This is a genomic window from Streptomyces sp. NPDC058274 (assembly GCF_042881375.1).
GTDB lineage: Bacteria > Actinomycetota > Actinomycetes > Streptomycetales > Streptomycetaceae > Streptomyces.
Genome location: NZ_JBHVXW010000014.1, coordinates 80,796 through 104,057, shown reverse-complemented (window position 1 = coordinate 104,057; position 23,262 = coordinate 80,796). Strand labels below are relative to the sequence as shown.

17 protein-coding genes and 1 pseudogene are annotated in these 23,262 nt (G+C 73.0%); 5 read left to right on the top strand and 13 right to left on the bottom strand.

The features are described 5' to 3' along the window. Positions 1 to 548: 548 nt before the first annotated feature. On the bottom strand, positions 549 to 1,388 hold the full coding sequence (locus ACFVYF_RS25310; RefSeq protein ID WP_389458839.1) for a GntR family transcriptional regulator: 840 nt from the start codon (positions 1,386 to 1,388) through the stop codon (positions 549 to 551). A gap of 228 nt (positions 1,389 to 1,616) precedes the next feature. On the opposite strand from ACFVYF_RS25310, the gene ACFVYF_RS25305 reads away from it, so the two are divergent. Together ACFVYF_RS25305 and ACFVYF_RS25300 are read left to right on the top strand one after the other, a co-directional pair. Continuing rightward, complete coding sequence (locus ACFVYF_RS25305; protein WP_389459005.1) at positions 1,617 to 2,450, top strand: (2Fe-2S)-binding protein; 834 nt, start codon at positions 1,617 to 1,619, stop codon at positions 2,448 to 2,450. Between the two features lie 315 nt (positions 2,451 to 2,765). Next, positions 2,766 to 3,803: a DUF2637 domain-containing protein gene (locus ACFVYF_RS25300; RefSeq protein ID WP_383285940.1), complete on the top strand. Its 1,038-nt coding sequence runs from the start codon at positions 2,766 to 2,768 to the stop codon at positions 3,801 to 3,803. A gap of 72 nt (positions 3,804 to 3,875) precedes the next feature. Here the strand turns inward: ACFVYF_RS25300 and ACFVYF_RS25295 are convergent, their stop codons facing one another. From ACFVYF_RS25295 to ACFVYF_RS25280, 4 genes are all read right to left on the bottom strand, one after another. After that, entirely contained in the window at positions 3,876 to 4,298 is a 423-nt protein-coding gene (locus ACFVYF_RS25295; RefSeq protein WP_389458837.1) for an ATP-binding protein, read from the bottom strand. Between the two features lie 599 nt (positions 4,299 to 4,897). Further along, a complete protein-coding gene (locus ACFVYF_RS25290; protein WP_389458835.1) occupies positions 4,898 to 6,640 on the bottom strand; it encodes a pyruvate dehydrogenase in 1,743 nt (580 codons plus the stop codon). A 64-nt stretch (positions 6,641 to 6,704) separates the two neighbouring features. Next, the gene (locus tag ACFVYF_RS25285) at positions 6,705 to 8,456 is read right to left on the bottom strand and encodes a protein phosphatase 2C domain-containing protein (RefSeq protein ID WP_389459003.1); all 1,752 of its coding nucleotides are present in this window, start codon (positions 8,454 to 8,456) and stop codon (positions 6,705 to 6,707) included. 977 nt (positions 8,457 to 9,433) lie between these two features. Continuing rightward, positions 9,434 to 9,871: a hypothetical protein gene (locus ACFVYF_RS25280; RefSeq protein ID WP_389458833.1), complete on the bottom strand. Its 438-nt coding sequence runs from the start codon at positions 9,869 to 9,871 to the stop codon at positions 9,434 to 9,436. Positions 9,872 to 10,155: 284 nt separating this feature from the next. Between ACFVYF_RS25280 and ACFVYF_RS25275 the strand changes: the two genes are divergently transcribed. Together ACFVYF_RS25275 and ACFVYF_RS25270 are read left to right on the top strand one after the other, a co-directional pair. Beyond that, positions 10,156 to 11,145 carry a winged helix-turn-helix transcriptional regulator gene (locus ACFVYF_RS25275; protein WP_389458831.1) on the top strand — a complete coding sequence of 330 codons (990 nt, stop codon included), beginning with the start codon at positions 10,156 to 10,158 and terminating at the stop codon, positions 11,143 to 11,145. A gap of 36 nt (positions 11,146 to 11,181) precedes the next feature. Continuing rightward, the gene (locus ACFVYF_RS25270; protein ID WP_389458829.1) at positions 11,182 to 11,664 is read left to right on the top strand and encodes a DUF456 domain-containing protein; all 483 of its coding nucleotides are present in this window, start codon (positions 11,182 to 11,184) and stop codon (positions 11,662 to 11,664) included. A 35-nt stretch (positions 11,665 to 11,699) separates the two neighbouring features. Here ACFVYF_RS25270 and ACFVYF_RS25265 read toward each other — a convergent pair whose 3' ends face one another. Next, positions 11,700 to 13,145, bottom strand: coding sequence for a GDSL-type esterase/lipase family protein (locus ACFVYF_RS25265; protein WP_389458827.1), 1,446 nt, complete (start codon positions 13,143 to 13,145; stop codon positions 11,700 to 11,702). A gap of 131 nt (positions 13,146 to 13,276) precedes the next feature. Here ACFVYF_RS25265 and ACFVYF_RS25260 point away from each other — a divergent pair, with 131 nt between their 5' ends. Beyond that, entirely contained in the window at positions 13,277 to 13,645 is a 369-nt protein-coding gene (locus ACFVYF_RS25260; RefSeq protein WP_389458825.1) for a PPOX class F420-dependent oxidoreductase, read from the top strand. Here ACFVYF_RS25260 and ACFVYF_RS25255 read toward each other — a convergent pair whose 3' ends face one another. The 7 genes and pseudogenes from ACFVYF_RS25255 to ACFVYF_RS25225 all read right to left on the bottom strand — a co-directional run bounded on the left by ACFVYF_RS25255 (position 13,646) and on the right by ACFVYF_RS25225 (position 23,204). Beyond that, the gene (locus tag ACFVYF_RS25255) at positions 13,646 to 14,158 is read right to left on the bottom strand and encodes a methylated-DNA--[protein]-cysteine S-methyltransferase (protein WP_389458823.1); all 513 of its coding nucleotides are present in this window, start codon (positions 14,156 to 14,158) and stop codon (positions 13,646 to 13,648) included. Between the two features lie 2 nt (positions 14,159 to 14,160). Next, positions 14,161 to 15,765 (bottom strand): DNA-3-methyladenine glycosylase 2 family protein, encoded by a 1,605-nt coding sequence (locus ACFVYF_RS25250; RefSeq protein WP_389459001.1) that lies wholly within the window; start codon positions 15,763 to 15,765, stop codon positions 14,161 to 14,163. Between the two features lie 287 nt (positions 15,766 to 16,052). Then, positions 16,053 to 17,384, bottom strand: coding sequence for a lanthionine synthetase LanC family protein (locus tag ACFVYF_RS25245; RefSeq protein ID WP_389458821.1), 1,332 nt, complete (start codon positions 17,382 to 17,384; stop codon positions 16,053 to 16,055). A gap of 146 nt (positions 17,385 to 17,530) precedes the next feature. Beyond that, positions 17,531 to 18,463: pseudogene (locus ACFVYF_RS25240) on the bottom strand (IS5 family transposase). A 45-nt stretch (positions 18,464 to 18,508) separates the two neighbouring features. Further along, the gene (rsgA, locus tag ACFVYF_RS25235; RefSeq protein WP_389458819.1) at positions 18,509 to 19,624 is read right to left on the bottom strand and encodes a ribosome small subunit-dependent GTPase A; all 1,116 of its coding nucleotides are present in this window, start codon (positions 19,622 to 19,624) and stop codon (positions 18,509 to 18,511) included. Between the two features lie 640 nt (positions 19,625 to 20,264). After that, a complete protein-coding gene (locus tag ACFVYF_RS25230; protein ID WP_389458817.1) occupies positions 20,265 to 21,746 on the bottom strand; it encodes a cellulose binding domain-containing protein in 1,482 nt (493 codons plus the stop codon). 126 nt (positions 21,747 to 21,872) lie between these two features. Further along, positions 21,873 to 23,204: a radical SAM protein gene (locus ACFVYF_RS25225; RefSeq protein WP_389458815.1), complete on the bottom strand. Its 1,332-nt coding sequence runs from the start codon at positions 23,202 to 23,204 to the stop codon at positions 21,873 to 21,875. Positions 23,205 to 23,262: the final 58 nt, after the last annotated feature.

The window sequence follows — 23,262 nt, the reverse complement described above, 5'->3', positions numbered from 1 at the left end:
GCGTGTGCCGGGGAGCACGCGGCCGGACGGCCGTGGGTTGCCCGCGCGGGCAAGTCGTTGCGCGGAGGCCACGGATCCGTGACGAGGGCGAGGGGATGGGGACGCGCCGGGGACAAAGCCGGGGGGCGGCGCGGGCAGGGCCCTGAGGCCGAGCCGGCCCCTGCCGAACCTGGCCCCTGCCGAGCCGGAGACGGGCCGGGGGCGCAGACGAGGCGGCGACGCGAACGGCCGGAGCCATGACGGCGACGCACACGGGCCAGGGACACACGGGCCGGACCCGGACCGGGACACACACGCCGGAGCCGGGCCAGGGGCGCACACGCCGGAGCCGGACCGGGACACATACGCCGGACCCGGGCCGGGACACACGGGCCGGAGCCGGGCCAGGGACACACACGCCGGACCCGGACCGGGACGCACACGCCGGACCCGGGCCAGGGGCGCACACGCCGGAGCCGGACCGGGACACACGGGCCGGAGCCGGACCGGGACGCACACGCCGGAGACGCAGCCCGGCCGGGGGAACGCAGCCGGGCCCGGCGCAGGGCCTACGCGCCGGTGAAGTGCTCGCGCACCAGCGACTGCACCACCGTGAGGTCCTGGGCGATCAGCGCCTCCAGCAGGGCCGCGTGCTCGGCCGCGTCGGCGACCAGATGGGCACGGGCGCGGGAGACGGGGATGCCGACGAGGGGCCACTGGGCGCGGCGGTGCAGGTCGTCGGCGATGCGCAGCAACTGCTCGTTGCCGGCGAGGGTCAGGACCGCGCGGTGGAAGGCGCGGTCGGACTCGGCGTAGGTCGCGCGGCACCCCGAGGCCGCGGCGCGTGCCGTCGCCTCGGCCAGCGGGCGCAGTTCCGCCCAGCGCGCGGCGGGCACCATGCGCGCCAGGCGCAGCATGACGGGGACCTCGATCAGGGCCCGGATCTCGGCGAGTTCGGCCAGTTCGCGGGCGCACCGCTCGACGACCCGGAAGCCGCGGTTCGGTACGACCTCGACGGCGCCCTCCAGCGCGAGCTGCTGCATCGCCTCCCGGACGGGCGTCGCGGAGACCCCGAAGCGTTCGCCGAGCACGGGTGCCGAGTACACCTCACCGGGGGCCAGCTCGCCCGAGACCAGCGCGGTGCGCAGGGCGGCGAGGATCTGTCCGCGGACGGAGGACCGCTGGACGACGTGACGCCCTTCGACGCGGGGCTGCGGGATGGGCGTCTCGCTGTGCGTGTGCTCGCCACGAGCCGTGCCGCCGGCCGCCGCGGGACCGGGGGCGACACCGCGCTCCCGGTCCACGTCCGCCGCCCGCGGCTGCGGAGGGACGCGCACGGTGGCCCCCCGGACGTCCGGTGCCCCCGTGACAGCGAAGCCGAGCACATCGCGCGAGCCGGTCTGCTCCACGGGGTCCTCCTCCGGGCTTGGTGGTACTTGGGGGTCATTGCGGCGGTTGTTACCCGTCCGTCAAGCACCATAGGCGCACCCGGCCCCAGTTCAAACCTCCACCCCTTCGGGTAAGGTAAGGCTTACCTTTAATCGACCGGGAGGGGTGGCCCCCGTATGTCCGCTCCCGCTCCGCCCACCGACGCCCCGGCCGCGCACGCTCCCGGCGCGGACACCCCCGCTCACGCCATGCACCCGGCCCGCTCGGTCCTCACGGACGCCTACGCCCGGCTGACCGAGGTCTTCCCGGCGCTGACCGTGACGGAGCTGGCCCCCGGGCAGGCGGCTCCCCGCGGCGACGGCTGGGCCCACGCGGCCCGGCTCGCGGAGGGCGGGGCCGACCTCGACGCGTTTCTCGCCTGGGACGAGGAGCAGGTGCTGCGGGACTACGGCGAGCGGGCGCGACCGGACGTCGTAGCCGGCTTCGGGCTCCACCGCTACGCCTGGCCGGCCTGCCTGCTGATCACCGTCCCGTGGTTCCTGCTGCGCAGAGTGCCGCGCTTCCCTGTGGAGCACGTCACATTCCAGCGCACCCTGGGACGTCTGGCCGTACGGGTCGACGAGTTCGCCTGCCTGCCGGACGATCCGGCCGCCGGCCGGCCCGGCGCCCGGGTGGTGGCGGACGAGGAGGCACTGGCGGCCGAGGTGCGGGCGGCCGTCGCCGAGCACCTGGAGCCGGTCCTCGGCGGCTTCGGCCCGCGGATGCGGCGGCGCGGCCGCGCCCTGTGGGGCATGGCGACCGACGAGATCGTCGAGGGGCTCTGGTACGTGGCCCATCTGCTCGGCGAGGAGCAGCGGGCCATGGGCGAACTGGAGCGCCTGCTGCCCGGGGCGACCCAGCCGTACGCCGGCAGCGCCGCGTTCCGCGAGCTGACGGGGCCGGACGGTGAAGCGCTGCCCACCCGGGACCGGGTGAGCTGCTGCCTCTTCTACACCTTGCGTCCCGCGGACACGTGCACCACCTGTCCGCGCACCTGTGACGCGGACCGCGTCACCAAGTTGACTGCCACCGGGGCTCGTTGAGCCGTCACGGCTGTCCGAGGACCCGCCGCCCCCGGAGATCAAGTCCCGCTGCGGGCATCCGCCCCGGTCCGCCGCGGGGCGCCCCGCGGCCGACAGGCGTTTCACGACTCCCCCACCTGTCGCAGGAACTTTCCGCCGAACCACCCGTACGGGTCAATCTAATCGCACCCAACTTCCGTTCCTCGCGCGGCAGTTCGAGACGAATGCCGCCCTGTGCGGGCCCTTGCGGCCTCTTGCCCCGAAACCCCCTGGGCGCCGACTGGTTTGGGCCACTATGGCGGGCGTTACGCCCTATCCCAATGCAAGGGACCCCTGATGAGACTGACCGACATATCGCTGAACTGGCTGCTTCCGGGCGCCGTTCTGCTCTTGGGCATGCTGGCGGCGGTGGCGGTGCTCGCGCGTGGCAAGCGGTCCGGGGAGAGCGCGCACACCGATGACTCGTGGGAGCGCAGCGAGGAGCGACGCCGGCGCAAGGAAGCCCTCTACGGCACCGCCTCCTACGTGCTGCTCTTCTGCTGTGCCGCGGTCGCCGCGGCGCTCTCCTTCCACGGCCTGGTCGGCTTCGGCGTGCAGAACCTCGGCCTCTCCAACGGCTGGGAGTACCTCGTCCCCTTCGGCCTGGACGGCGCGGCCATGTTCTGCTCCGTGCTCGCGGTGCGCGAGGCCAGCCACGGTGACGCGGCACTCGGCTCGCGCATACTGGTGTGGACCTTCGCGGGTGCGGCGGCCTGGTTCAACTGGGTGCACGCGCCGCGGGGCATCGACCACGCGGGCGCTCCGCAGTTCTTCGCCGGCATGTCGATGTCGGCCGCGGTGCTCTTCGACCGCGCGCTGAAGCAGACCCGCCGGGCGGCGCTGCGGGAGCAGGGCCTGGTCCCGCGCCCGCTGCCGCAGATCCGGATCGTCCGCTGGATGCGCGCGCCCCGTGAGACGTACAGCGCCTGGTCGTTGATGCTGCTCGAGAACGTCCGCACCCTCGACGAGGCCGTGGACGAGGTGCGCGAGGACCGGCGCCAGAAGGAGCAGACCCGGCTGCGCCGCCGGGAACAGGAGCGGGTCGAGCGGGCGCACCTCAAGGCGCTCAGCCGCGGTCACCGGGGCCTGGTCGGCCGCGGCGGCTCACGCGAGCTGGAGACGACCGTGGAGCGGGCCCCCGCGCAGGCCACCGCGGACCCTGCCATATCGGCGCCGGAGCAGCTGCCCGTGCGCACCCGTCCCTCCCTGCAGCCCGTCCGCGGCAGCGGCACTGAGCCGGTCATCGACCTCACCGCGGAGGACGACACGATGGCGCTGCCCCGGCTGGACTCACTGGAACGCAAGCTCAAGGACCTTGAGCAGCAGTTCGGTTAGGGCCCCGGCCCCAGGCCCGGACGCGATGTCCGGGCGGAACCGGACGCTTCACTGGACGGCGGCGTGGTGTGCTCACACCACGCCGCCGTCCAGTTCGAACCACACCGCCTTGCCCACCCCGTGTGCCCGTACGCCCCAGGTGTCCGCGAGGGACTGCACCAGGACCAGGCCTCTGCCGTGCGTACCGTCGTCGGCGCGCGGTGCCCGAAGCCGTGGCCTGTGTCCCACGAAGTCACGGACCTCCACGTGCAGTCCGTGCGGCGAGACGGTCGCCGTCAGCACCGCGTCGTGGTCGGTGTGTATCAGGGCGTTGGTGACGAGCTCGCTGGTCAGCAGCTCGGCCACCTCGGATCGTCCCGGCCTCCCCCAGTGCCGTAAGAGTTCGCGCAGCGCTCTGCGGGCATCCGGCACCGCCCGCAGGTCCCCCCGTCCGAGCCGGCGCCGCAACTGCGCCGCGCCCGCTTGCTCCGTCGTGCTCTCGGCCGTGTCCTTCATCGCTTTCGCCGAGGACGCCCCCCTTGCCACCGGACCGCCCCTTCGTGCCTGCCTTTTCATGGCCCCCGCCCGCACTGATGTCGGTTTCCCCTCCTGCTCGAACACCTTCACGAGGAACCATGCCCTCCTCCGGAAGGCGACAGTCATGCTGAATCGTCAACCACCGCTCGTACGCGCACGGGAATGCCCGGCCGTACCCGTCGGCTCGATCCCCGGTTGAGCCGGTGGAACCCGGCCGCGCCGCCGCCCCCGGTGAACGAGCGCTGGTGGAGGGGCGACCGGAGCGTCGCGCGAAGGCCCTTCGTGCGCGGGTCACGGCGCGTGGGCCGGACGGTCCCGGTCGGTCCCGGCCCGCGCGGACCGGACGGGCCGGTGCATCTGCCGCTGGTCCGCGGGGGCCGGCCCGGCGACCTCGCACGGCTCCGGGGCTACGCCGGTGGGGGCGCCGTGACCGCGGACGGTCGATTCATCTACGGAGACGCGACTGACGATCCGGCCGTACGAGAGAAGGACGAGTGTCTCCTGGGGCTCGACGTCCGCGCGGTGCCGGAGCTTCCGTGCGCGCCCCTGCGGTGCGGGTGGTGAGGCGGTCAACCGGCTTACGGCCGCGGCACGTTGCGCAGGTTGGAGCGGGCCATCTGGAGCATGCGGCCGACACCGCCGTCCAGGACGATCTTCGAGGCGGAGAGGGCGAAGCCCGTGACCATCTCGGCGCTGATCTTCGGCGGGATCGAGAGGGCGTTGGGGTCGGTGACGATGTCGACCAGGGCCGGCCCCTTGTGCTTGAAGGCGTCCTTGAGCGCACCGGCGAGCTGCTTGGGCTTCTCGACCCGGACGCCGTAGGCCCCGCACGCCCGGGCGACGGCGGCGAAGTCGGGGTTCTTGTTCGCCGTGCCGTACGAGGGCAGGCCGGCGACCATCATCTCCAACTCGACCATGCCCAATGAGGAGTTGTTGAAGAGGACGACCTTCACCGGCAGGTCGTACTGGACGAGGGTGAGGAAGTCGCCCATCAGCATGCTGAATCCGCCGTCGCCGGACATCGAGACGACCTGGCGGTTGCGGTCGGTGAACTGGGCGCCGATGGCCATCGGCAGGGCATTGGCCATCGAGCCGTGGGAGAACGAACCGATCACGCGGCGACGGCCGTTGGGTGAGATGTAGCGGGCCGCCCAGACGTTGCACATACCGGTGTCCACGGTGAACACCGCGTCCTCGGCGGCGAGTTCGTCGACGACCGCGGCCACGTACTCGGGATGGATCGGGACGTGCTTCTCGACCTTCCGGGTGTACGCCTTGACCACGCCTTCCAGCGCGTCCGCGTGTTTCTTCAGCATCTTGTCGAGGAAGCGCCGGTTCTCCTTGGTCCTCACCCGCGGGGTCAGACACCGCAGGGTCTCGCGCACATCGCCCCACACGGCCAGGTCGAGCTTGGAGCGACGGCCCAGGTGCTCGGGCCGGACGTCGACCTGGGCGATCTTCACATCGGTGGGGAGGAACGCGTTGTACGGGAAGTCGGTGCCCAGCAGGATGAGGAGGTCGCACTCATGGGTGGCCTCGTAAGCGGCGCCGTAGCCGAGCAGACCGCTCATGCCGACGTCGTACGGGTTGTCGTACTGGATCCATTCCTTGCCCCGCAGCGCGTGTCCGACCGGGGACTTGATCTTCTCGGCGAACTCCATCACCTCGGCGTGCGCGCCCGCCGTGCCGCTGCCGCAGAACAGGGTGACCCGGTCGGCCTCGTCGATCAGCGCGACCAGTTTGTCGATCTCGGCGTCACCGGGCCGGACGGTGGGCCGGGAGGTGACGAGTGCGGTCTCGACGGCCTTCTCCGGCGCGGGCCGGTCCGCGACGTCGCCCGGCAGCGTCACGACACTCACGCCGCTCTGCCCGACGGCGTGCTGGATCGCCGTCTGGAGCAGCCGGGGCATCTGCTGGGGGCTGGAGATCATCTCGCTGTAGTGGCTGCACTCGCGGAACAGCTGGTCCGGGTGGGTCTCCTGGAAGAACCCCAGCCCGATCTCGCTGGAGGGGATGTGCGAGGCGAGGGCGAGCACGGGGGCCATGGAGCGGTGGGCGTCGTAGAGGCCGTTGATGAGGTGCAGGTTGCCGGGGCCGCAGGAGCCGGCGCAGGCCGCCAGGTCTCCGGTGATCTGCGCTTCCGCGCCCGCGGCGAAGGCAGCGGTCTCCTCGTGCCGGACGTGGATCCAGTCGATGGCCGAGTTGCGCCGGATGGCGTCCACGACGGGGTTGAGGCTGTCGCCGACGACCCCGTACATGCGCTTGACGCCCGCGCGGGCGAGGATGTCGACGAACTGCTCGGCGACGTTCTGCTTGGCCATGACTTCACATGCCCTTCGGTCTCCGGAGATCCCTTCGGGTTCCATGAATTCACACGGCCGGGTGTTACGCCTCCCAGACCGCCGCGGCTGTCCTGTCGTCGGCGTAGCCCTTGACCCTGACCTGACTGTCCGCGAAGAACGCCGCGAGCCCGGGGGGTTCGGCGGCCGACCAGCGGGCCGTCAGATGCCGGGCCAGCTCGGGTTCACCGCGCAGGGGTTCCGCCAGGCCGCCGGTGCAGAGCAGCAGCGTGTCACCCGGCCGGGCGACGGAGGCGCGGAACCGGAAGGGGGCGCGGGGCGGGGCGGGGGCCGGTTCGTACGGGCTCGGCGGCGTCGTGATCCCCAGGTCCATGGTGAGCCGGTCACCCTCGGGGGTCTCGTGGGGCAGCGATCCGAAGCCGACGACGGCTTCGCCGGTGGCGTCCGCGACCCGTGGCTCGATGTCCTGCCACTCGCCGTCCCGCAGCCGGAACAGGCCGCCGGCGCCGACACCGAAGAAGACCCGCGTACGGCACTCCGGGTCGGCCGGCAGCAGAAGGCACCGCAGCCCTGCCGTGTACTCCTCCGGTCCGACGCCCTGCTCGGCCGCGCTCGCCCGCAGCTTGCCGAGGCTGCGGTCGGTGAGCCGGTGCAGCCCCGACTTCAGGTCACCTCGCCGGCCGGCCCGGATGTCCTCGGCCAGCCGGGCATGACTGCGTCCCACGGCCCGCCCGATCCACCGGCACGCCTCGGCGGCCGCCCGGTGCGCGCCCGGGGTGGCCCGCGCGCCGGTCGCCATGGCGACCAGCACCAGGGCCTGGTCCCCCGTCCCGAAGCGGGCGGTCAGCAGGGAGTCCCGGCGGGGCTCCCCCCGGTATCGCGCGGAGTCCCCGCGCACGGAAACGGCCCGCACCGTCCACGCCCCGTACCGCGCCCCGTCCAGCACCGCGTCCGCCACCAGCTCGTCGAGCCCATCAGGATCCGCCGCCGGCAGCGCGGTCGGCTCCGCGTCATACGTGGGCGGCCCGGAGCCGACGTGATCGACGTAGAGGGGCGCCGACGCGAGCACCGGACCGGGTGCGGGGGGTGGAGAGGACGGGGGGACTGGCGGGGCGGGGGGCACGGGGGGCGGCTGGGGGTTGGGGGGTGGTGGCGAGTCACCGGAAGTCGTGGGTACGGCGTCCTCCGGGGCGTCGGTCCCGCTCCGGCCGCTCACGTCGGCGCGGGCTCCGTCCGAAGGCGCCGTGTCCACCTCCGGCTGGAAGCCGGGCGGCCTGGGCCCCGGCGGGAAGCTCACGGGCGCCGGCGACTCGGCGGACGGCGGCTCCCACGGCGCGGTCCGCCGTCCCAGCCCCCGGCGCCACAACGGCTCCGGACGCGCCCCGGAGCCACCATCCCGCCGCGCCGCGTCCGGCCCTGGCCCAGGGCCGACACCCCGCGCGGAGGCCGCCCCGCGCCCAGGGCCCAGATCCCGCGCATCTTGCGCTCCCTGCCCAGGACCGAGATCCCGCACGCCATCCGCCCCCTGCCCAGGCCCGACACCCCGCGTGGAAGCCGCCCCCTGCCCAGGCCCGAGTCCCCGCGCGGAGGCCGCCCCCTGCCCAGGCCCTAGTCCCCGCGTGGAAGCCGCCCCCTGCCCAGCGCCCAGATCCCGCGCACCTTCCGCCGCATGCACAGGACCGAGATCCCCCGCACCATCCGCCCCCTGCCCAGGCCCGACACCCCGCGCGGGGGCCGCCCCCTGCCCAGGGCCCAGATCCTGCTCCGGGCCCTCTCCAGGGCCGGGATCCCGCCGCTCCGTGTCCGGCGCAGCCGCGGGAGCCGCATGGTGCCGCACCGGCTCCGGCCCCCGCCCGATGTCGTCATCACGCCCGGCTTCGCCGGAGCCATCGGCGCCGTAGCCGTCATCGCTGTAGCCGTCATCGCCGTAGCCGTCGTCACCGCGCGCGGCTCCCGCACCCCGGCCGGGTCCGTCGTCCCAACGCATGGGTTCGGGGGCCGGGTTCGGGCCGGAAAGCGCATCCCGCCGCGCGGACTCCGCGCCCCGCCGGGGACCGTCGTCCCACCACGCCGGCGCACCGCCCCGCCCGGGGCCGCCGTCCCGCCAAGCCGGACCCACACCGGGCTCGGGCCCCGCATCCGATCCCGTCGATTCCGGACCCTGCTCGGAGGAGCCACCCCGCGAGGCGGGACCTACACCCGGTCCAGGACCCGCGTCCCAAGGCGCCGACTCCGGGTCCTGCCACGAGGAATCACCCCGCCCGGGACCGGCAGCCGGCGCGGTCCGGCCCTGCGGAGCCGGAGGGGCCCAGGGCCGCGGCACTTCCGGCGGCGGCCCGGGAGTGGCGGGGCCGTTCCCCGGTTCGGGCGGTGCGGCGCCGCGGGGTCCCGCCGTGGTGTCGGCCGGTGGGTCGGGCGGGCGAGGCCAGGAACCGCCGCTCCGCTGCTCGGGGACCGCCGGCGCCTCCCCCGGCCGGGGCCCGGCGGGGCCCCGCCGCACCGCGTCGGCGGCCGACGCGAACCGGTCGTCGAGGGAATCAGCCGCGGCCGCAGGCCCCGTGTCCCCGGTGGAGTCGTCGTACAACTGACCCCACCAGTCGTCCTCGTGACCGGTGGGCTTCTCCCCCTGCTGGCTCATGCCCGTAATTGTCCACCGCGGGAGCCGGATGAAAACGGGGCATCCGGAAAAACCGGCCAGGAGACTGGCGGTCGAACGGCGTGTCGGACGACGCGTCGAACACCGGTATGAAGAAACCGCCGGGCGGTCCCACCCCCCACGGGAGAACCGCCCGGCGGCGCCGGAGTGACCTGGGCCTAGCGCACGTCGTAGCGCACGTCGTAGGCCCGGGTCACAGTCTGGGTGACCGAGTTGCCCCGGTCGTCGGTCATGTCGGCCTTGAGTGTCACCTGGTTCCCTGAAGCTCGCCTGTGATGCACGGTCGCCGCCCCTTCCCCGTTGCGGCGGCCCGTCTTCGCGGCGGTCCCAGGTCTGGCCACCGTCGTCTCGCCACCACCGTCTCGCCACCGTCGTACGAGGACGACAGCTTCACCGCGGTGAGCGCGCCGGGCCGGTACCCGGCCGGCCTCACCCGTCGCGGTCGGTGAGATCCGCCGTCCGGCCTTGGCCGCACGCGTCTTGAAGCCGTCCTCCGGCAGCCCGTCGGCGGCCGCTGCCGGTCGCGCGACCCCCGCGGGCACGGCTGGGGTGGCGGCCAGGACGGCGGCGATCCCCACCGCCGACGCCGTCCCCACGGCCACTCCTTCCCACGTCCCACTGGCCAAGATTCCACTCCCCAAGATCGCTCCGGCCGCGTCCCCCGGACCGGCCGGCGCTGCCCCACGAGCCGGCGCGGCCCGCATTCGCGCAGGCCAATCCGTCCCAAGCCGGGCATTGGGGACGGCAATTGATGCTGCGGTGGCGTCACCTTGGCAGAGATACGGGTGGTACGGCCATGATGTGCCCAGGCGGGTTTGCGCCGTGGCCGGTTTCCGCCATGGCCGGACCGGAACAGATCCTCGGGGAGGGACATCGCCGCATGCTGGGAGCGATTGGACTGGACGACACTCACGAGTCGGCGTACCGGGCGCTGGTGTCCGTGGGCGCCGCCGACGTGCCGGATCTCGCGCGGCGGCTCACACTCGGCGAGTACGACACGGAGCGCGCGCTGCGCCGGCTGGAGCACCACGGCCTGGCGGCCCAGTCGTCGGCGCGGCCCGGCCGCTGGGTCGCGGCGCCGCCCGGGGTCGCTCTCGGCGCGCTGCTCACCCAGCAGCGGCACGAGCTGGAGAAGGCGGAGCTGGCGGCGGCGCTGCTCGCCGAGGAGTACCGCGCGCAGGCCGCCGAGCCGGCCGTGCACGACCTGGTCGAGGTGGTGATCGGCGCGGCCGCGGTCTCGCAGCGCTTCCTCCAGCTCCAGCTCGGCGCGAGCGAGGAGGTGTGCGCGCTGGTCACCGGGAATCCGGTCGTGGTCTCCGGGATGGACAACGACGCCGAGGAGCAGGCCGCCGACCGGGGTGTCCGCTACCGGGTGGTGGTCGAGCGGGCCGTCCTCGACCAGCCCACCGGGATCACCGAGCTGACCGCCGCACTCGGCCGGGACGAGCGGGTGCGGGTCGTGGACACGGTGCCGACGAAGCTGGTGGTCGCCGACCGGACGCTCGCGATGGTGCCGCTCACCTCGCACACCGCGGAGCCGGCCGCGCTGGTGGTGCACGCCAGCGGCCTCCTGGAGCTGCTGTCGGGGCTCTTCGAGTCGGTCTGGCGGGAGGCACTGCCCCTGCGGCTCGGCAGCCGGGGCGTGACCGAACAGGAGCCGGACGGCCCGGACGGCACCGACCTGGAGATCCTCTCCCTGCTGCTCGCCGGTCTGACCGACGCGAGCGTCGCCAAGCAGCTCGACCTGGGGCTGCGGACCGTGCAGCGCCGGGTGAAGCGGCTGATGGAGCTGACCGGCGTGACGACCCGGCTGCAGCTGGGCTGGCACGCGTACGAGCGGGCCTGGGTGGCCCGGGAGCCACTGGACTGACCTGCGGTTTCGCCCGTCCTCCTGCACCCTGGGCAGATGGGAGCGTGGCAACTCCTGATGGTCGGCGTGGTGATACTGCTCGGCCTGCTGGGAGTACTGGTGCCCGGTGTGCCGGGGTCGTGGCTCGTATGGGCCGCGGTCCTTTGGTGGGCCCTGGAGGACCCGCGCCCCCTGTCCTGGGAGGTGCTCGTCGGCGCGACCGTGGTCCTCCTGCTGTCCCAGGCGATCCGCTGGGGACTGCCCGCGCGACGGCTGCGCGAGAGCGGCGCCACCCCCCGAATGGCGGTGTACGCCGGGGTCGGCGGGGTGCTCGGTTTCCTGGTGATCCCGGTGCTCGGCGCGCTGCCCGGGTTCATGGCCGGGATCTATCTCTCGGAGCGGTTGCGCCTGGGGCGGCACGGGGAGGCGGTGACGGCCCTGCGGACGGCGATGCGGTCGGGGGGCTGGAGCGTGCTGACGGAGTTCTTCGCCTGCCTGCTGATCATGGGGGCCTGGCTGGGCGCGGCGATCTGGGGCTGAGCGGGCCGTTCAGCCGTCCGGATTCCTCAGATTCCTCACGGCGTGAGCGAGGCGGGATCGACCGCGTCGGCCAGCGCCCGCATGCCCGCGTCGTTGAAGTGCAGATGGTCACCGGGGTCGTAGGCCGGGAGGATGCGGTGCGGCCGGGCGGGGTCGCGGACCACGGCGTCGAAGTCCACGACCTCGTCGAAGAGGCCGCCGGAGCGGATGACGGCGTTGACCGCGAGGCGAACGGCCTCGCGGGTCTCCGTGTAGGCGACGTGACCGCCGTACGGGGTGATCGTGGCGCCGATGACCCGGACACCGCGGGCGTGGGCGCGGCTCACGAGGCGGCGGAACGCGTCCTCGAGGGCCTCGGGATGCGTCTCTTCCGGCGTTCCCTTGATGTCGTTGATGCCTTCCATGACGATCACCGCGCGCACGCCGGTGCGGGAGAGGACGTCCGCATCGAGCCGGGCGAGGGCGCTGGGGCCGACCCCGTCGCGTAGCACACGGTTCCCGGCGATGCCCGCGTTGAGGACGCCGAGACGGCGGCGCTGCGGCTCGCCGCGCAGCCGTTCGGCGAGCCGGTCGGGCCAGCGCCGGTTGGCCCCGAACGTCGAACCGGAGCCGTCCGTCAGGGAGTCACCGAGGGCGACGACGCTGCCCGCGGCGGGCGCGCCCAGCACATCGACGCCGGTCACGTAGTACCAGTTGCCCAGGGTGACCGTGTACGCGGCGCCGTCCACATCTCGCGTGTGATCGCCTTGCCGGGCAAGGAAGTTGGTCTGGAGGGCCGAGCGGTGGTACGTCGCCGGGCCCGAGTCGGCCGGGGTGTGCGCCGAGATCAGCAGGTTGGCGTCGGCGGGCACCGTGAGCAGGACCGGATCGGTGACCAGGTCCTTCCCTGCCGGGATACGGACGGACGTGGCACCGCCGAAGGTGGCGGTGCGCACGGAGCCCGCGACGGCGTCCGGGCTCGCGGGCGCGCCCGGCCTCTGCAACGCGACGGTGAGGGAGCCGAGTTGGAGCGGCGCGGTGCCGAGACGGTTGGAGATCCGGACCCGCAGGGCGCTGCCGCCGACGCTCGTGTGCACGACGTTGCGGAGGGAGGCGCCCGGCAGCCCGGGGACGGTTCCGGAGGGGGCGGCTTCCCAGGTGCCGGTCCAGTCCGGACCGCCGGGGCCCGCGGCACCGGAGACGAAGGGAGCGACGCCCGGGCCGGCGGAGGAGAAGGGGTCGGCACCCGGATCGGCGGAGGAGAAGGGGTCGGCACCCGGGTCGGCGGAGGAGGAGGGGTCGGCACCCGGGTCGGCGAGGAGAGCACCGGAAGCGAGGGCGTCCGCGGCGAGTCCACCGGGACGCAGCGCGTCCGCGGCCGAGGTGGCGTCGCTGCCCGGGAGAGGCCCCGGATCCACGTCCGCGCCGGCCGCCGGCGGAGCGAGCGCCAGGGCTGTCACCAGGGCTGCGACGAGATGACGGACCTTGATCGCTCGGGTCATGGGGCCATGGATTCCCTGGCCCCCGGCCCCCGCAACGCACCCTCACCCTCTTGGCCGCACCTGCCCTCCTGCCTCGGCCCTAGGCCCAAGACCCGATGCGGACCACGCCGGTGAGGTGTTTGGCTGCTGTCATGACCGAATTCAGCGAGGCCGAGCGCACCTACCTCTCGTCGCAGCGGCTGGGACGGCTGGCCACCGTGGACGCCCACGGGCAGCCGCAGGCCAACCCCGTCGGCTTCTTCCCGCAGGACGACGGGACGATCCTCATCGGCGGATACGCGATGGGGACCACCAAGAAGTGGCGCAACCTCCAGAAGAACCCGAAGGTGGCTCTCGTCGTCGACGACATCGTCAGCCTCAACCCGTGGAAGGTGCGCGGTATCGACATCCGCGGGGAGGCCGAACTGCTCACCGGCCCGCACGAGTTGGGGCCGCACTTCAGCGAGGAGCTGATCCGCATCCACCCGGGCCGGATCCACAGCTGGGGGCTGGAGGACTGACTATCCGACGGTCAAGTACCCCTCCAGGCCGAGCAGTTGCTGCTTGCGTTCAAGGCCGCCCGCGTAGCCGGTCAGGGACCCGTTCGCGCCGATGACGCGATGACAGGGGCGGACGATCAGCAACGGGTTGGCGCCGATCGCGCCTCCGACGGCACGGACGGCGGCACGCGGGGCACCGATGCCGGCGGCGATGGCGCCGTACGTCGTGGTCTGCCCGTACGGCACGGAGTCGAGGGCGGCCCAGACCTCCTCCCGGAATACGCTCCCCCGGGTGCTGAACTCCAGCTGGAAATCCTTGAGTTCACCGGCGAAGTAGGCGGCGAGCTGCTCCTCGGCCGCCCGGAAGAGGTCCGGCGCGTCACGCCACTCCGGCAGACGCGTACGGCCGCCCTTCTGGCCCGGGACGGACAGCGAGGTCAGGGCGCCGGAGTCGTCGGCGGTGAGGAGCAGCTCGCCGACCGGGCTGTCCAGGGTCGTGCAGTAGGTGACGCGGGCGGGGCTGTGGTCCGTCATGGTCAGTGGGTTTCCCGTCCGGGCTCGGAGGCGGCCGCGAGGTGCCGCAGGGCGTAGGAGCGCCAGGGGCGCCAGGTGTCGGGGACGTCGTCGCCCTCCGGCGCCGCGTCCGGGTCGCCGAGGGCACGGGCGCGGATGACGGCGACGGTCCGTGCGTCCATCCCCGGCAGCGCGAGCAGCGCCTCCTGCGCGTCGTCCCGGTCGGCGCCCGCGTCGAGCCGCAGGACCCCGTCGGCGAGGGCGGCGGTCAGAGCACCGAGGGTGCCTGCCGGTTCGGCCTGCGCCAGGACGGCGGCCTCGGGGAAGAGATGCGTGAGCGTGCCGCAGGGGGCGTCCAGGGCCTTCCCGTACCGCTCCACGAGCCGCTCGGACCCGGCCCGCCCGACGAGCGCGCGCACGGCCAGCTCGTCCGGATCGGCGGTGCCCGGCGAACGCAGCCCCGGACGGGCGGCGACCAGCGGAGCCAGCCGCGGATCGGCACCGAGGCGCTCGTCCACGGCGTACGGGTCCGCATCGAGGTCGAACAGCAGGCGCAGCCGCTGTACGGCCGTGGTGAGGTCACGCAGATCGGTGAGGTGCAGCCGGGCGTCGAGCCAGCCACCGGGGCGGGCCGGCACCTGCGGAACGCCTCCGTCCGCCGACCCGCCCTCCGGTACGACTCCGCCCGCTTCCGCGTCGAGGAGCGCGCGGTCCACCGTGCCCCCGGACGCCTCGCCGGCGAGGGGCGCGCTGTCCGCCGTGACCCCGGACGGCTCCTTGTCGAGGCGCGCTCTTTCCGCGCCGCCGACGGCGGGCTCGGTCGCCGTCCCGGCCGCCGGTCGTCGTGGGCCGCCCGGGCGCTCGTCGACCGCGACGATGCCGGTGCCGTACGGGAGGCGCAGGGTGCGCCGGTACGTACGGCGTCCGCGGGTGCCGCTCACTTCCTCGACCCCGGTGACGGCCTCGTCGGCGAGGAGGTCGAACACGGCGGCGGACTGGTAGCGGCCGCGGTGCGCGAGACGCAGGGGGATCCCCGCGGAAGGGGTCGCCGCGCGCCGGCCGGAACCTCGGCGGGGCGCGGTGGCGCGCAGCTCGCTGGGGGTGGACGCGTACACCGCCCGGATCGTGTCGTTGAACTGCCGCACGCTGGCGAACCCGGCGGCGAACGCGATCTCCGTGACCGGGAGTCCTGTGGTCTGCAGGAGGACCCGCGCGGTGTGGGCGCGCTGGGCGCGGGCCAGCGCGACGGGCCCGGCGCCGAGCTCCGCGGTGAGCTGTCGCTGCACCTGGCGGGCGCTGTATCCGAGGCGTACGGCGAGGCCCGCGACGCCTTCCCGGTCGACGACGCCGTCGCCGATCATGCGCATGGCGCGGCCGACGACGTCGGCGCGTACGTTCCACTCGGCCGATCCCGGTACCGCGTCGGGGCGGCACCGGCGACAGGCCCGGAAGCCGGAGCCCTGGGCGGCGGCGGCCGTCGGGTAGTAGCGGACGTTCCGTCGTTTCGGCGTCACCGCCGGGCAGCTGGGCCGACAGTAGATCCCGGTCGTCTCGACGGCGAAGAAGAACTCCCCGTCGAACCGGGCATCCCGACTGCGCACCGCCTCGTACCTGGTCTCTTCATCGATCACGTACCCCAGTCTCGGCCATCGCCGTACCACCCGCTGGCGGAAATCGGACACGACGTTTCCGACCGGGGTGGCCGGGCGGCGAGGAGGCCAGGAGGCGAGGAGACTTGCCGGCGGCGCCGCGCATCGGCGCGGGACCGGCAAGCCCCCGGTGGCGCCCAGGGGCTGTCGTCAACTCGACCCGGTCCTGCACCGTTCCGCTCTTGGCCTAGGGCGGCCCACGCATCGCACAAGACCTGGGCCGAGATCGTTATGGATTACTTGTCTCGAATGAGGCCACCACGCGCTTATGAGTCCGTGCGAGTACTCCGCAGGTGCGCCGGCACGGCCCACCACTGGTCCGGGCGGTCCACGACCGGGGCGTCGGGGCCGCTCTCGCCGTACCGAGCTAGGCGCAGAAGGTAGGCCGCGATGCCTGCCGCGCCCTGCATCCACGTCGTCTGGGGCGGCAGCAGCGGCGGGTCCTCGCGGTGTTCCACAAAGCGCCAACGGGCGCCCGCATCATCTCTGATGACCCGATCGACCAGCGCATCGCCCATCCGGTGCGCGGCCCGCAGCAGGGTCTGCCTCCACTGCGGCGCCCGGCAGTCCTGGGCGGCGTCCAGCAGGACGTCTCCGACGCCTGCCGTTCCGCAGCAGCGGCCGTCGTTGTCCCAGAAGCCGGGACGGAGGCGTTGCGGCAGGCCCGAGGTGAGGATCGAGGTCATACAGCGGTGCCGCAGTTCGTCGACGTCATGGCCCGCCACGTCGGCGACCCCAGCGTGCGCCAGTGCGGTGAACAGGTGCGAGGTGCCCGCCGGGCCGTGGCACCACGTGTACGTCACCGGTTCCACCTCCCGTTTCGACGGCGGGATCGTGTGCGGGACGACGAAACCGGCGTCCTCCAAGGACCCCACCGAGAGGACGTGCCGGGCGCCTTCCACCGCGGCCTCGATGAAGTCCTGACGGTCCAGGGCGGTGCCCGCGACCGCCAGTGCGGCCGCGATGCCGGCGGTTCCGTGCGAGTAGTTCGGTGCCCTCGACGGCCTCCCCGGCGTCATGCCCCAGTCGAGGCCCGCTTCCGTACGGTCCGCCGCCCGCAGCAGCGCCTCGCCTCCCGTCGTCGCGATCGCCTCTGCGAACTCGCTCTTCGCCCAGACCGCCGTCATCACGACGCCCGCGGTCCCCATGATGACGTCGGTGAGGGGCGCGTCGGAGCCCGGTTCGAAATCGAGGGTGGTCTTCCACCCGTCGCCGGTCGCCAGGGCGGCCAGCCGCCGCAGTGCCACCGCTTCCTCGCCCGGGGCGAGCAGTCTGAGCGCCGTCGCGTCGCCTGCGAGGCCGTCGTACAGCGAGGGTTCCGTTCGCTGCCCGGCCTGTGCCGACAGCCTGGTCACGATGCCGGTCGCCAGTGCCGCTTCCCGCGCGCTCAGCTCCCGGTACTGCGCGATCTCGGCCAGCACCGGGGCCAAGCCGGCGATCCCCGCGTACAGCGAATCGCGGTCCTGTGGCGGCGACACGGTTTCCGGACCGCCCTCCACCACCGCCTGCACGAGCCATGGGCCCTCGGCCTCGCGCACGTGGTCCAGCACCCACGACCAGGCGGCCTCGCCCACGTCCCGATATACGTCGCTCCTCATCCGGTCACGCTACAACCCCCCGGATGAGCAGCCCGTTCGGCGGGGTGTCGCCGGTCTGTTGGTTCCGGCGGTCCTGGGTACCGGCTTCCGCGTCCGCCTTCAGGTCACGCAGCCCTGCTTCGAGGCCGTCGCGCGACGGGTGCCGATCACAGCCACTCGTTGATAGCTGCGATCAGCACGGTCGCCTCGTAGCGGACGGCGAGCTTGTTGTGTCGCGTGGCGACAGCACGGTGCCTCTTGAGCCGGTTGATCCCGCACTCGACCGCATGACGCTGGCGGTAGTCGACCGGGTCGAAGCGCGGCGGCCGCCCGCCGCGGGAGCCGCGCTTCTGGCGGTTGCGTGACTGGTCGGCCTTATCCGGCCGCCCGCCGCGGGAGCCGCGCTTCTGGCGGTTGCGTGACTGGTCGGCCTTATCCGGAATGGTGCAGCGGATTCCGCGGCGGCGCAGGTAGGCGCGGTTTTTGCGCGAGGCGTACGCCTTGTCGGCCCGCACGCGATCGGGGCGGACGTGTGGCCGGCCCAGTCCGATGCGGGGCACGCGGACCTTTTCCAGCACGGGCTCAAACTGCGGCGAGTCCCCTCGCTGCCCGGTCGTGATCACGATCGCCACGGGTTTCTGGCCCTGCTCGACGGCCAGGTGCAGCTTGGTGGTGAACCCGCCGCGCGAGCGTCCCAGCCCATGATCTCCGGGCTCGGTGAACACACCGCCCGGCGGTTCCTTCTGCAGGTCACTCCGCCTGCGGGCCCCTGCCGCATGCTGATGGGCACGACAGACCGTGGAGTCGACCCTCAGGTCCCACGTGATCGTTCCTTCGCGTCGGCCAGAGCCTCGAGCCGGGTGAGGATCCGGTGCCAGGTGCCGTTCCGCCGCCACCGGCGGAACAGATCGTAGACCCGACCCCACGGCCCGTACTCGACGGGCACGTCCCGCCATGGCACACCGGTCCGGACCGGGAACCGTATGCCGTCGATCAGCCCGCCGCCGAGGCCAGACCGGCGGCCGCCCGGCCTTCGTGCCCTTCGGCAACAGCGGCTCCAACACCGCCCACTGCTCGTCCGTGAGATCTCCCCGCCCCATGAACCGTGATCATTCACAGTCCAAGATCCACTTTCGACACACGGCCTAGTGCCAACGCCCCCGCTTCGCCTCCATCGCCGCCTTCCCCTCGGCCCCCCGCCGCTTCCAGTCCTTGCGGAGCTCCGCCCGTACCCGCGCATCCGTCTTGGCGACGATCCGCTGGTTCTCGCGCAACAGCTTGCGATAGCTGTCGAGGCGCCGTTCGGGAAGGACCCCGGACTCGACCGCGTCGAGGACCGCACACCCCGGCTCGGCGATGTGCGCGCAGTCCTGGAAACGGCAGTCGGCGGCGAGTTCCTCGATCTCGGAGAAGACCTGGCCGACCCCGCTCTCGGCGTCCCAGAGGCCGACTCCCCGCAGTCCCGGGGTGTCGATGAGCACGCCCCCGCCGGGCAGGGCGAGCAGGTTGCGGGTCGTCGTGGTGTGCCGCCCCTTGCCGTCCATGTCGCGGGTGGCCTGCACGTCCATGACGTCCTCGCCGAGCAGTGCGTTGGCGAGGGTCGACTTGCCGGCACCGGACTGCCCGAGCAGGACCGTCGTACCGCCCGACAGGACGGCCGTCAGGGTGTCGAGGCCGTCCCCGGCGGCCGCGCTGACGGGCAGCACCGGCACTCCGGGCGCCGCGGTCTCCACGTCCTGGACGAGGTGCCCGAGCGTCACCGGGTCCACCACCAGGTCGGACTTGGTGAGCACGACCACCGGCTGCGCGCCCGACTCCCAGGCCAGCGCCAGGAAGCGTTCGATGCGGCCGAGGTCGAGTTCGACGGCGAGCGACACGGCGACGACCGCGTGGTCGACGTTCGCGGCGAGGATCTGCCCCTCGGAACGCTTGGAGGAGGTGGAGCGCACGAAGGCGGTACGGCGCGGCAGATACGTCCGTACGTAGCGCGGGTTGCCCGCGGGTTCGACGGCGACCCAGTCACCGGTGCAGACAACCCGCAGCGGATCGTTCGGCGTCACGAACGCGGTGTCCGCGCGCATGAGCCCGTCGGCGGTGACCACGTCGCACTGACCGCGGTCGACCCGCACGACACGGCCGGGCAGGAGACCCTGCTCGGCATACGGGGCGAACTCGGCCTCCCAGTCCCCATCCCAGCCGTACGGCACGAGGGGATACGAGCTAGAAGACGAGAACGAGCCCGGGAGAGAAGAGAAAGACAAGGGGTGACCCTTCACAAGGGTGGCCCCGGCACCGCGCTCACAAGCGCAGGAAAAGCAGAGAGGTCAGCCGGAGGCCACGGAAGTGGACTTGATGAACTTCCGGATGCGGGCAGCGCCCATCTCAACGACAGCCATCGGTCACACCTCCCGAACGCACTCAGCCGACAATGGCGGCCACCAGCCGCCAACGGATCGATGGAAATCCTAGCCATGGGCTCCACAGGGAGGCCAACCCTTTTCCGCTTGGGCGGTCTCAGGGCGCAGCTTGGGCGGTCTCAGGGCGCAGCTTGGGCGGCCTCAGGGCGCAGCTTGGGCGGCCTCAGGGCGCAGCCAAGCCCTCACGCGTTGATCTGCTTCCGCCCAGCGACTGCTGTTCGGGGCGCTCGCTCCGGCGGGACGACTGATCGGGTTGCGCCCCTCGTATCCCCAGCACCTCACCACCGGCACCTGCGCGGAACGCTCGCCGGAGGCGCTCGCCCTGCTGGACGAACGGGCCGGCTTCGCTGGAACGCGGACGGCCGCCCCCAGCAGGGCGCGCACGCGGCGGCGTGAGACGCGACTGCCGTCGTTTGGACAACACGCGCACTCCCGGCGAGCCCCCGTCCGCGTCCGCGTCGTGCTCAGCTCCGCTCTCCCCCGCTCAACCCCCCGTCGTACAGCTGCGCCCGTTCACCGTGAAGTCCCGCGCCGCCGAGTTGCCGTCGTGCCAGGAGCCGAGGAATCCGAAGCTGAAGGTGCCGCCCGCGGAGACGGAATTGTTGTAATCCCTGGCGGTGGCGGTGACGTGGGAGCCGCGCTGGACGTAGGTGGCGTCCCACATCTGGGTGATGCGCTGGCCGTCCCGGTAGGTCCAGCCGAGGCGCCAGGTGTCGAGGGCCTGGTCGGAGGTGACGGTGACGGCGGCCTCGAAGCCGTCCGGCCACTGGCCGGCGATCTTGTACGTCACGCGGCAGGTGGCGGCGGCCGGGCTCTTGGCGGGGACGGCCGGGCGTGGGGTCCTGCGGGCGGGGGCCGAGGACTTGTCCTGGGTTCCGGGATCGGGTCTCGTCGCGGACCGGGTGCTGGTGGCGGACGGGCGGGTCGAGGCGGTCGGGCTCGACGGGAGAGGGCCCGCTGTGGGGAAGGAGGGCCCCGGGTCGGCCACCGGCTGACCTGCCCCGGACGCGTCGCGCGCCACCGTGCCCCCGCTTCCGGAGCCGTCGAAGGGCATCAGCGAGACCGCGAGCGCCAGCGCGGAGAAGACGAGGGCCGCCCCCAGGATGCCGGCGCGGCCGATCCGGGGTCCGGCCGCCCCGGCTTCGGCGATGCCGCTGTCCGCGTCCGAACGCCCGTCGTCCGGGCCCGACTCGGCGGCCCGGCGCCGGCGTTCCAGATACGCGAGGCCGCCCCAGCCGAGCACTCCGCCGGCCAGTGCCGCGGGCAGCCCTCCACCGTGCAGTCGCAGACAGGCGGCGGCCTCGGCGCACTCCACACAGCGGGCCAGGTGCCGCGAGAGGTCCTCGGGGATGTCGGCGCCGGGCGAGCGGGTGACCGCGTCGAGGAGCCGCGCATAGCTGCGGCAGTGCGCGTCCATCGGGGTGTCGAGGTGGTTGCGGTGGCAGCGGTCCCGGAACAGCGCACGTACCTGGGCGAGTTCCTCGGCGGCGGACGCCGGGTCGAGGCCGAGCCGGCGGGCCACGGCGGGCAGCGGGCGCGCCTCCACCTCGGCGAGCCACAGCAGCGCGCCGTCGGATTCCTGCATGTCCCTGAGGCCGCGCAGCGCGAGCGGGCGGTGCAGCGGCGGCCCGGTGTAGCGGGCGGCCTTGGGGGAGTTGAGCCACAGCCGCAGATCGGGATCGAGCCGGTGTCCCTGCCCCTGCGCGTCCCAGGCGGCGGCGGTGGTCCGCACCGAGGTCAGCAGCAGAGGAACGCGGGGCAGCCGCGACGCCCGGAGGCCGCCGCTCTTCCCGCCGGACTCGCCCGCGCGCGCCTCACGGATGCCGTGCGTGAACGCCTCGGTGGCCAGCCGGCCGGCGGCCCCCGAGTCCGACGTGCAGAGATCGGCGTACGAGAGGACCGCGTCCCAGCATTCCGGGAACAGGGCGGCTTCGGTGGCGTCCTGAGGGGCCGGCAGGTCGGGCATGGGGAGCTCCTGCGTCCAGTGCATCCACAAGATACGTCAACTCGCCCTCTGTGCTGGGGAGTTGAGTTTTGTCTCGCGACAGCACCGAGCCTTTCACGGCTCCCACACAACTGACAAGCAGCCTATTCACATACGCGAGGGCTCCGCCTCCGGCTCCCGGGCGGGAAGACTGTCCATGAAGGAGCTCACCGAGAAGACGGCGCGGCCGGGGCCGGGCGGACCGTATCCGGGGGGCGAGGAGAGACCGAAGTCCTCCATCGTGGAGCGGTAGGCCTCCAGCAGGCGGATGTGGTACTCCAGCGGCGCGCCCTGCGGGTTGGCCTTGCCGAGCGGGGTGGTCGGCTCCGGGCACCAGGTGGTGAACCGGGGCGTGATGCCCTGCGACATGAAGAAGCGCAGGCCCTCGGTCGTGGAGGCGATGGCCTCGTCGACCGTGGTGAAGCCGAAGGGCTCGGCCATCTCCACGCCCGCCACGAAGTTGGGGATCACATTGCGCGCGCCGAAGATCTCCGCCGAGTCGAGGATGCGCTTGTGCCACTCGTCGCGGCCGACGTAGCGCTCCTTGCCGGGGCAGTACAGCTCGAACAGTCGCTGGTCCCACACCTCGTAGTTGGGGTGGTAGATCTGCACGCCGTAGTCCTTGAAGCGCTGTACGTCGTCCCGCGGCAGCGCCTGCGCCACGACCTTGCCGATCCAGCGTCCCGGGAAGCGCTCCTCGATGGCCTTGGCGTAGTGGCCGTAGAAGTCGGCCTCGTCGCGTCCGGCGACCGTCTTGGTGATCGCGCCACCGGTCAGCGTGTACGCGGTGGAGGTCTTCGCGGTGTCGTACCGGTCGATGATCTCCAGCGCTTCGAGGACCTCCTCGACGTCCTTCACACCGGTGTACGGGCGGCCGGCCGCCTTGTGCTGGCGCCAGTTGTGGTTGATGTCGCAGTACTGGCACTCCTCCTTGGCGCCGAAGTACTGGCAGACCCGGAAGACGGTGAGGTAGATCAGGTACCCCCACTGAATGGTCGGGGCCACCTCCATCACGGACTTCCCGTTGGAGAGCTTGTGCTTGTAGTACTCGGGCATCGGCGGCACGCCGACGTCCGAGATCCGCTTCCCGTCGAGATAGAGCCCGAGGATCCCCTCCTCGTCGGCGGCCACCCGGTACGGCGAGGCCGGGTTCACGCGCACGGACACCACGGTCCGCCGCAGGTCGTACGGGCCGCCGGTGAGGATGATCTCCTCGGGCGGACGGCGGAGCGCCGCCTCGCCCAGCTCGGGCAGGGTGCCGTGGTCGAAGGAGAAGATGAAGTACGACTTCGGCTTGACGTCGCCGCCCTCGTTGTCGCTGAGCGCCGAGGCGTCGAAGGCGACTCCCCCGCGGAGCAGGTCCTCCTTGAAGACGGCTTCCCGCGGTACGTGCGGGAACCGCTCCATCAGATCCTCGACCAGCGCGGTCCGGCTGCCCATTCCGTTCTCCTCGCTCCCGGCGAAAGTGCTCGACTCCTCACGGTATGCCCCGGCCCGT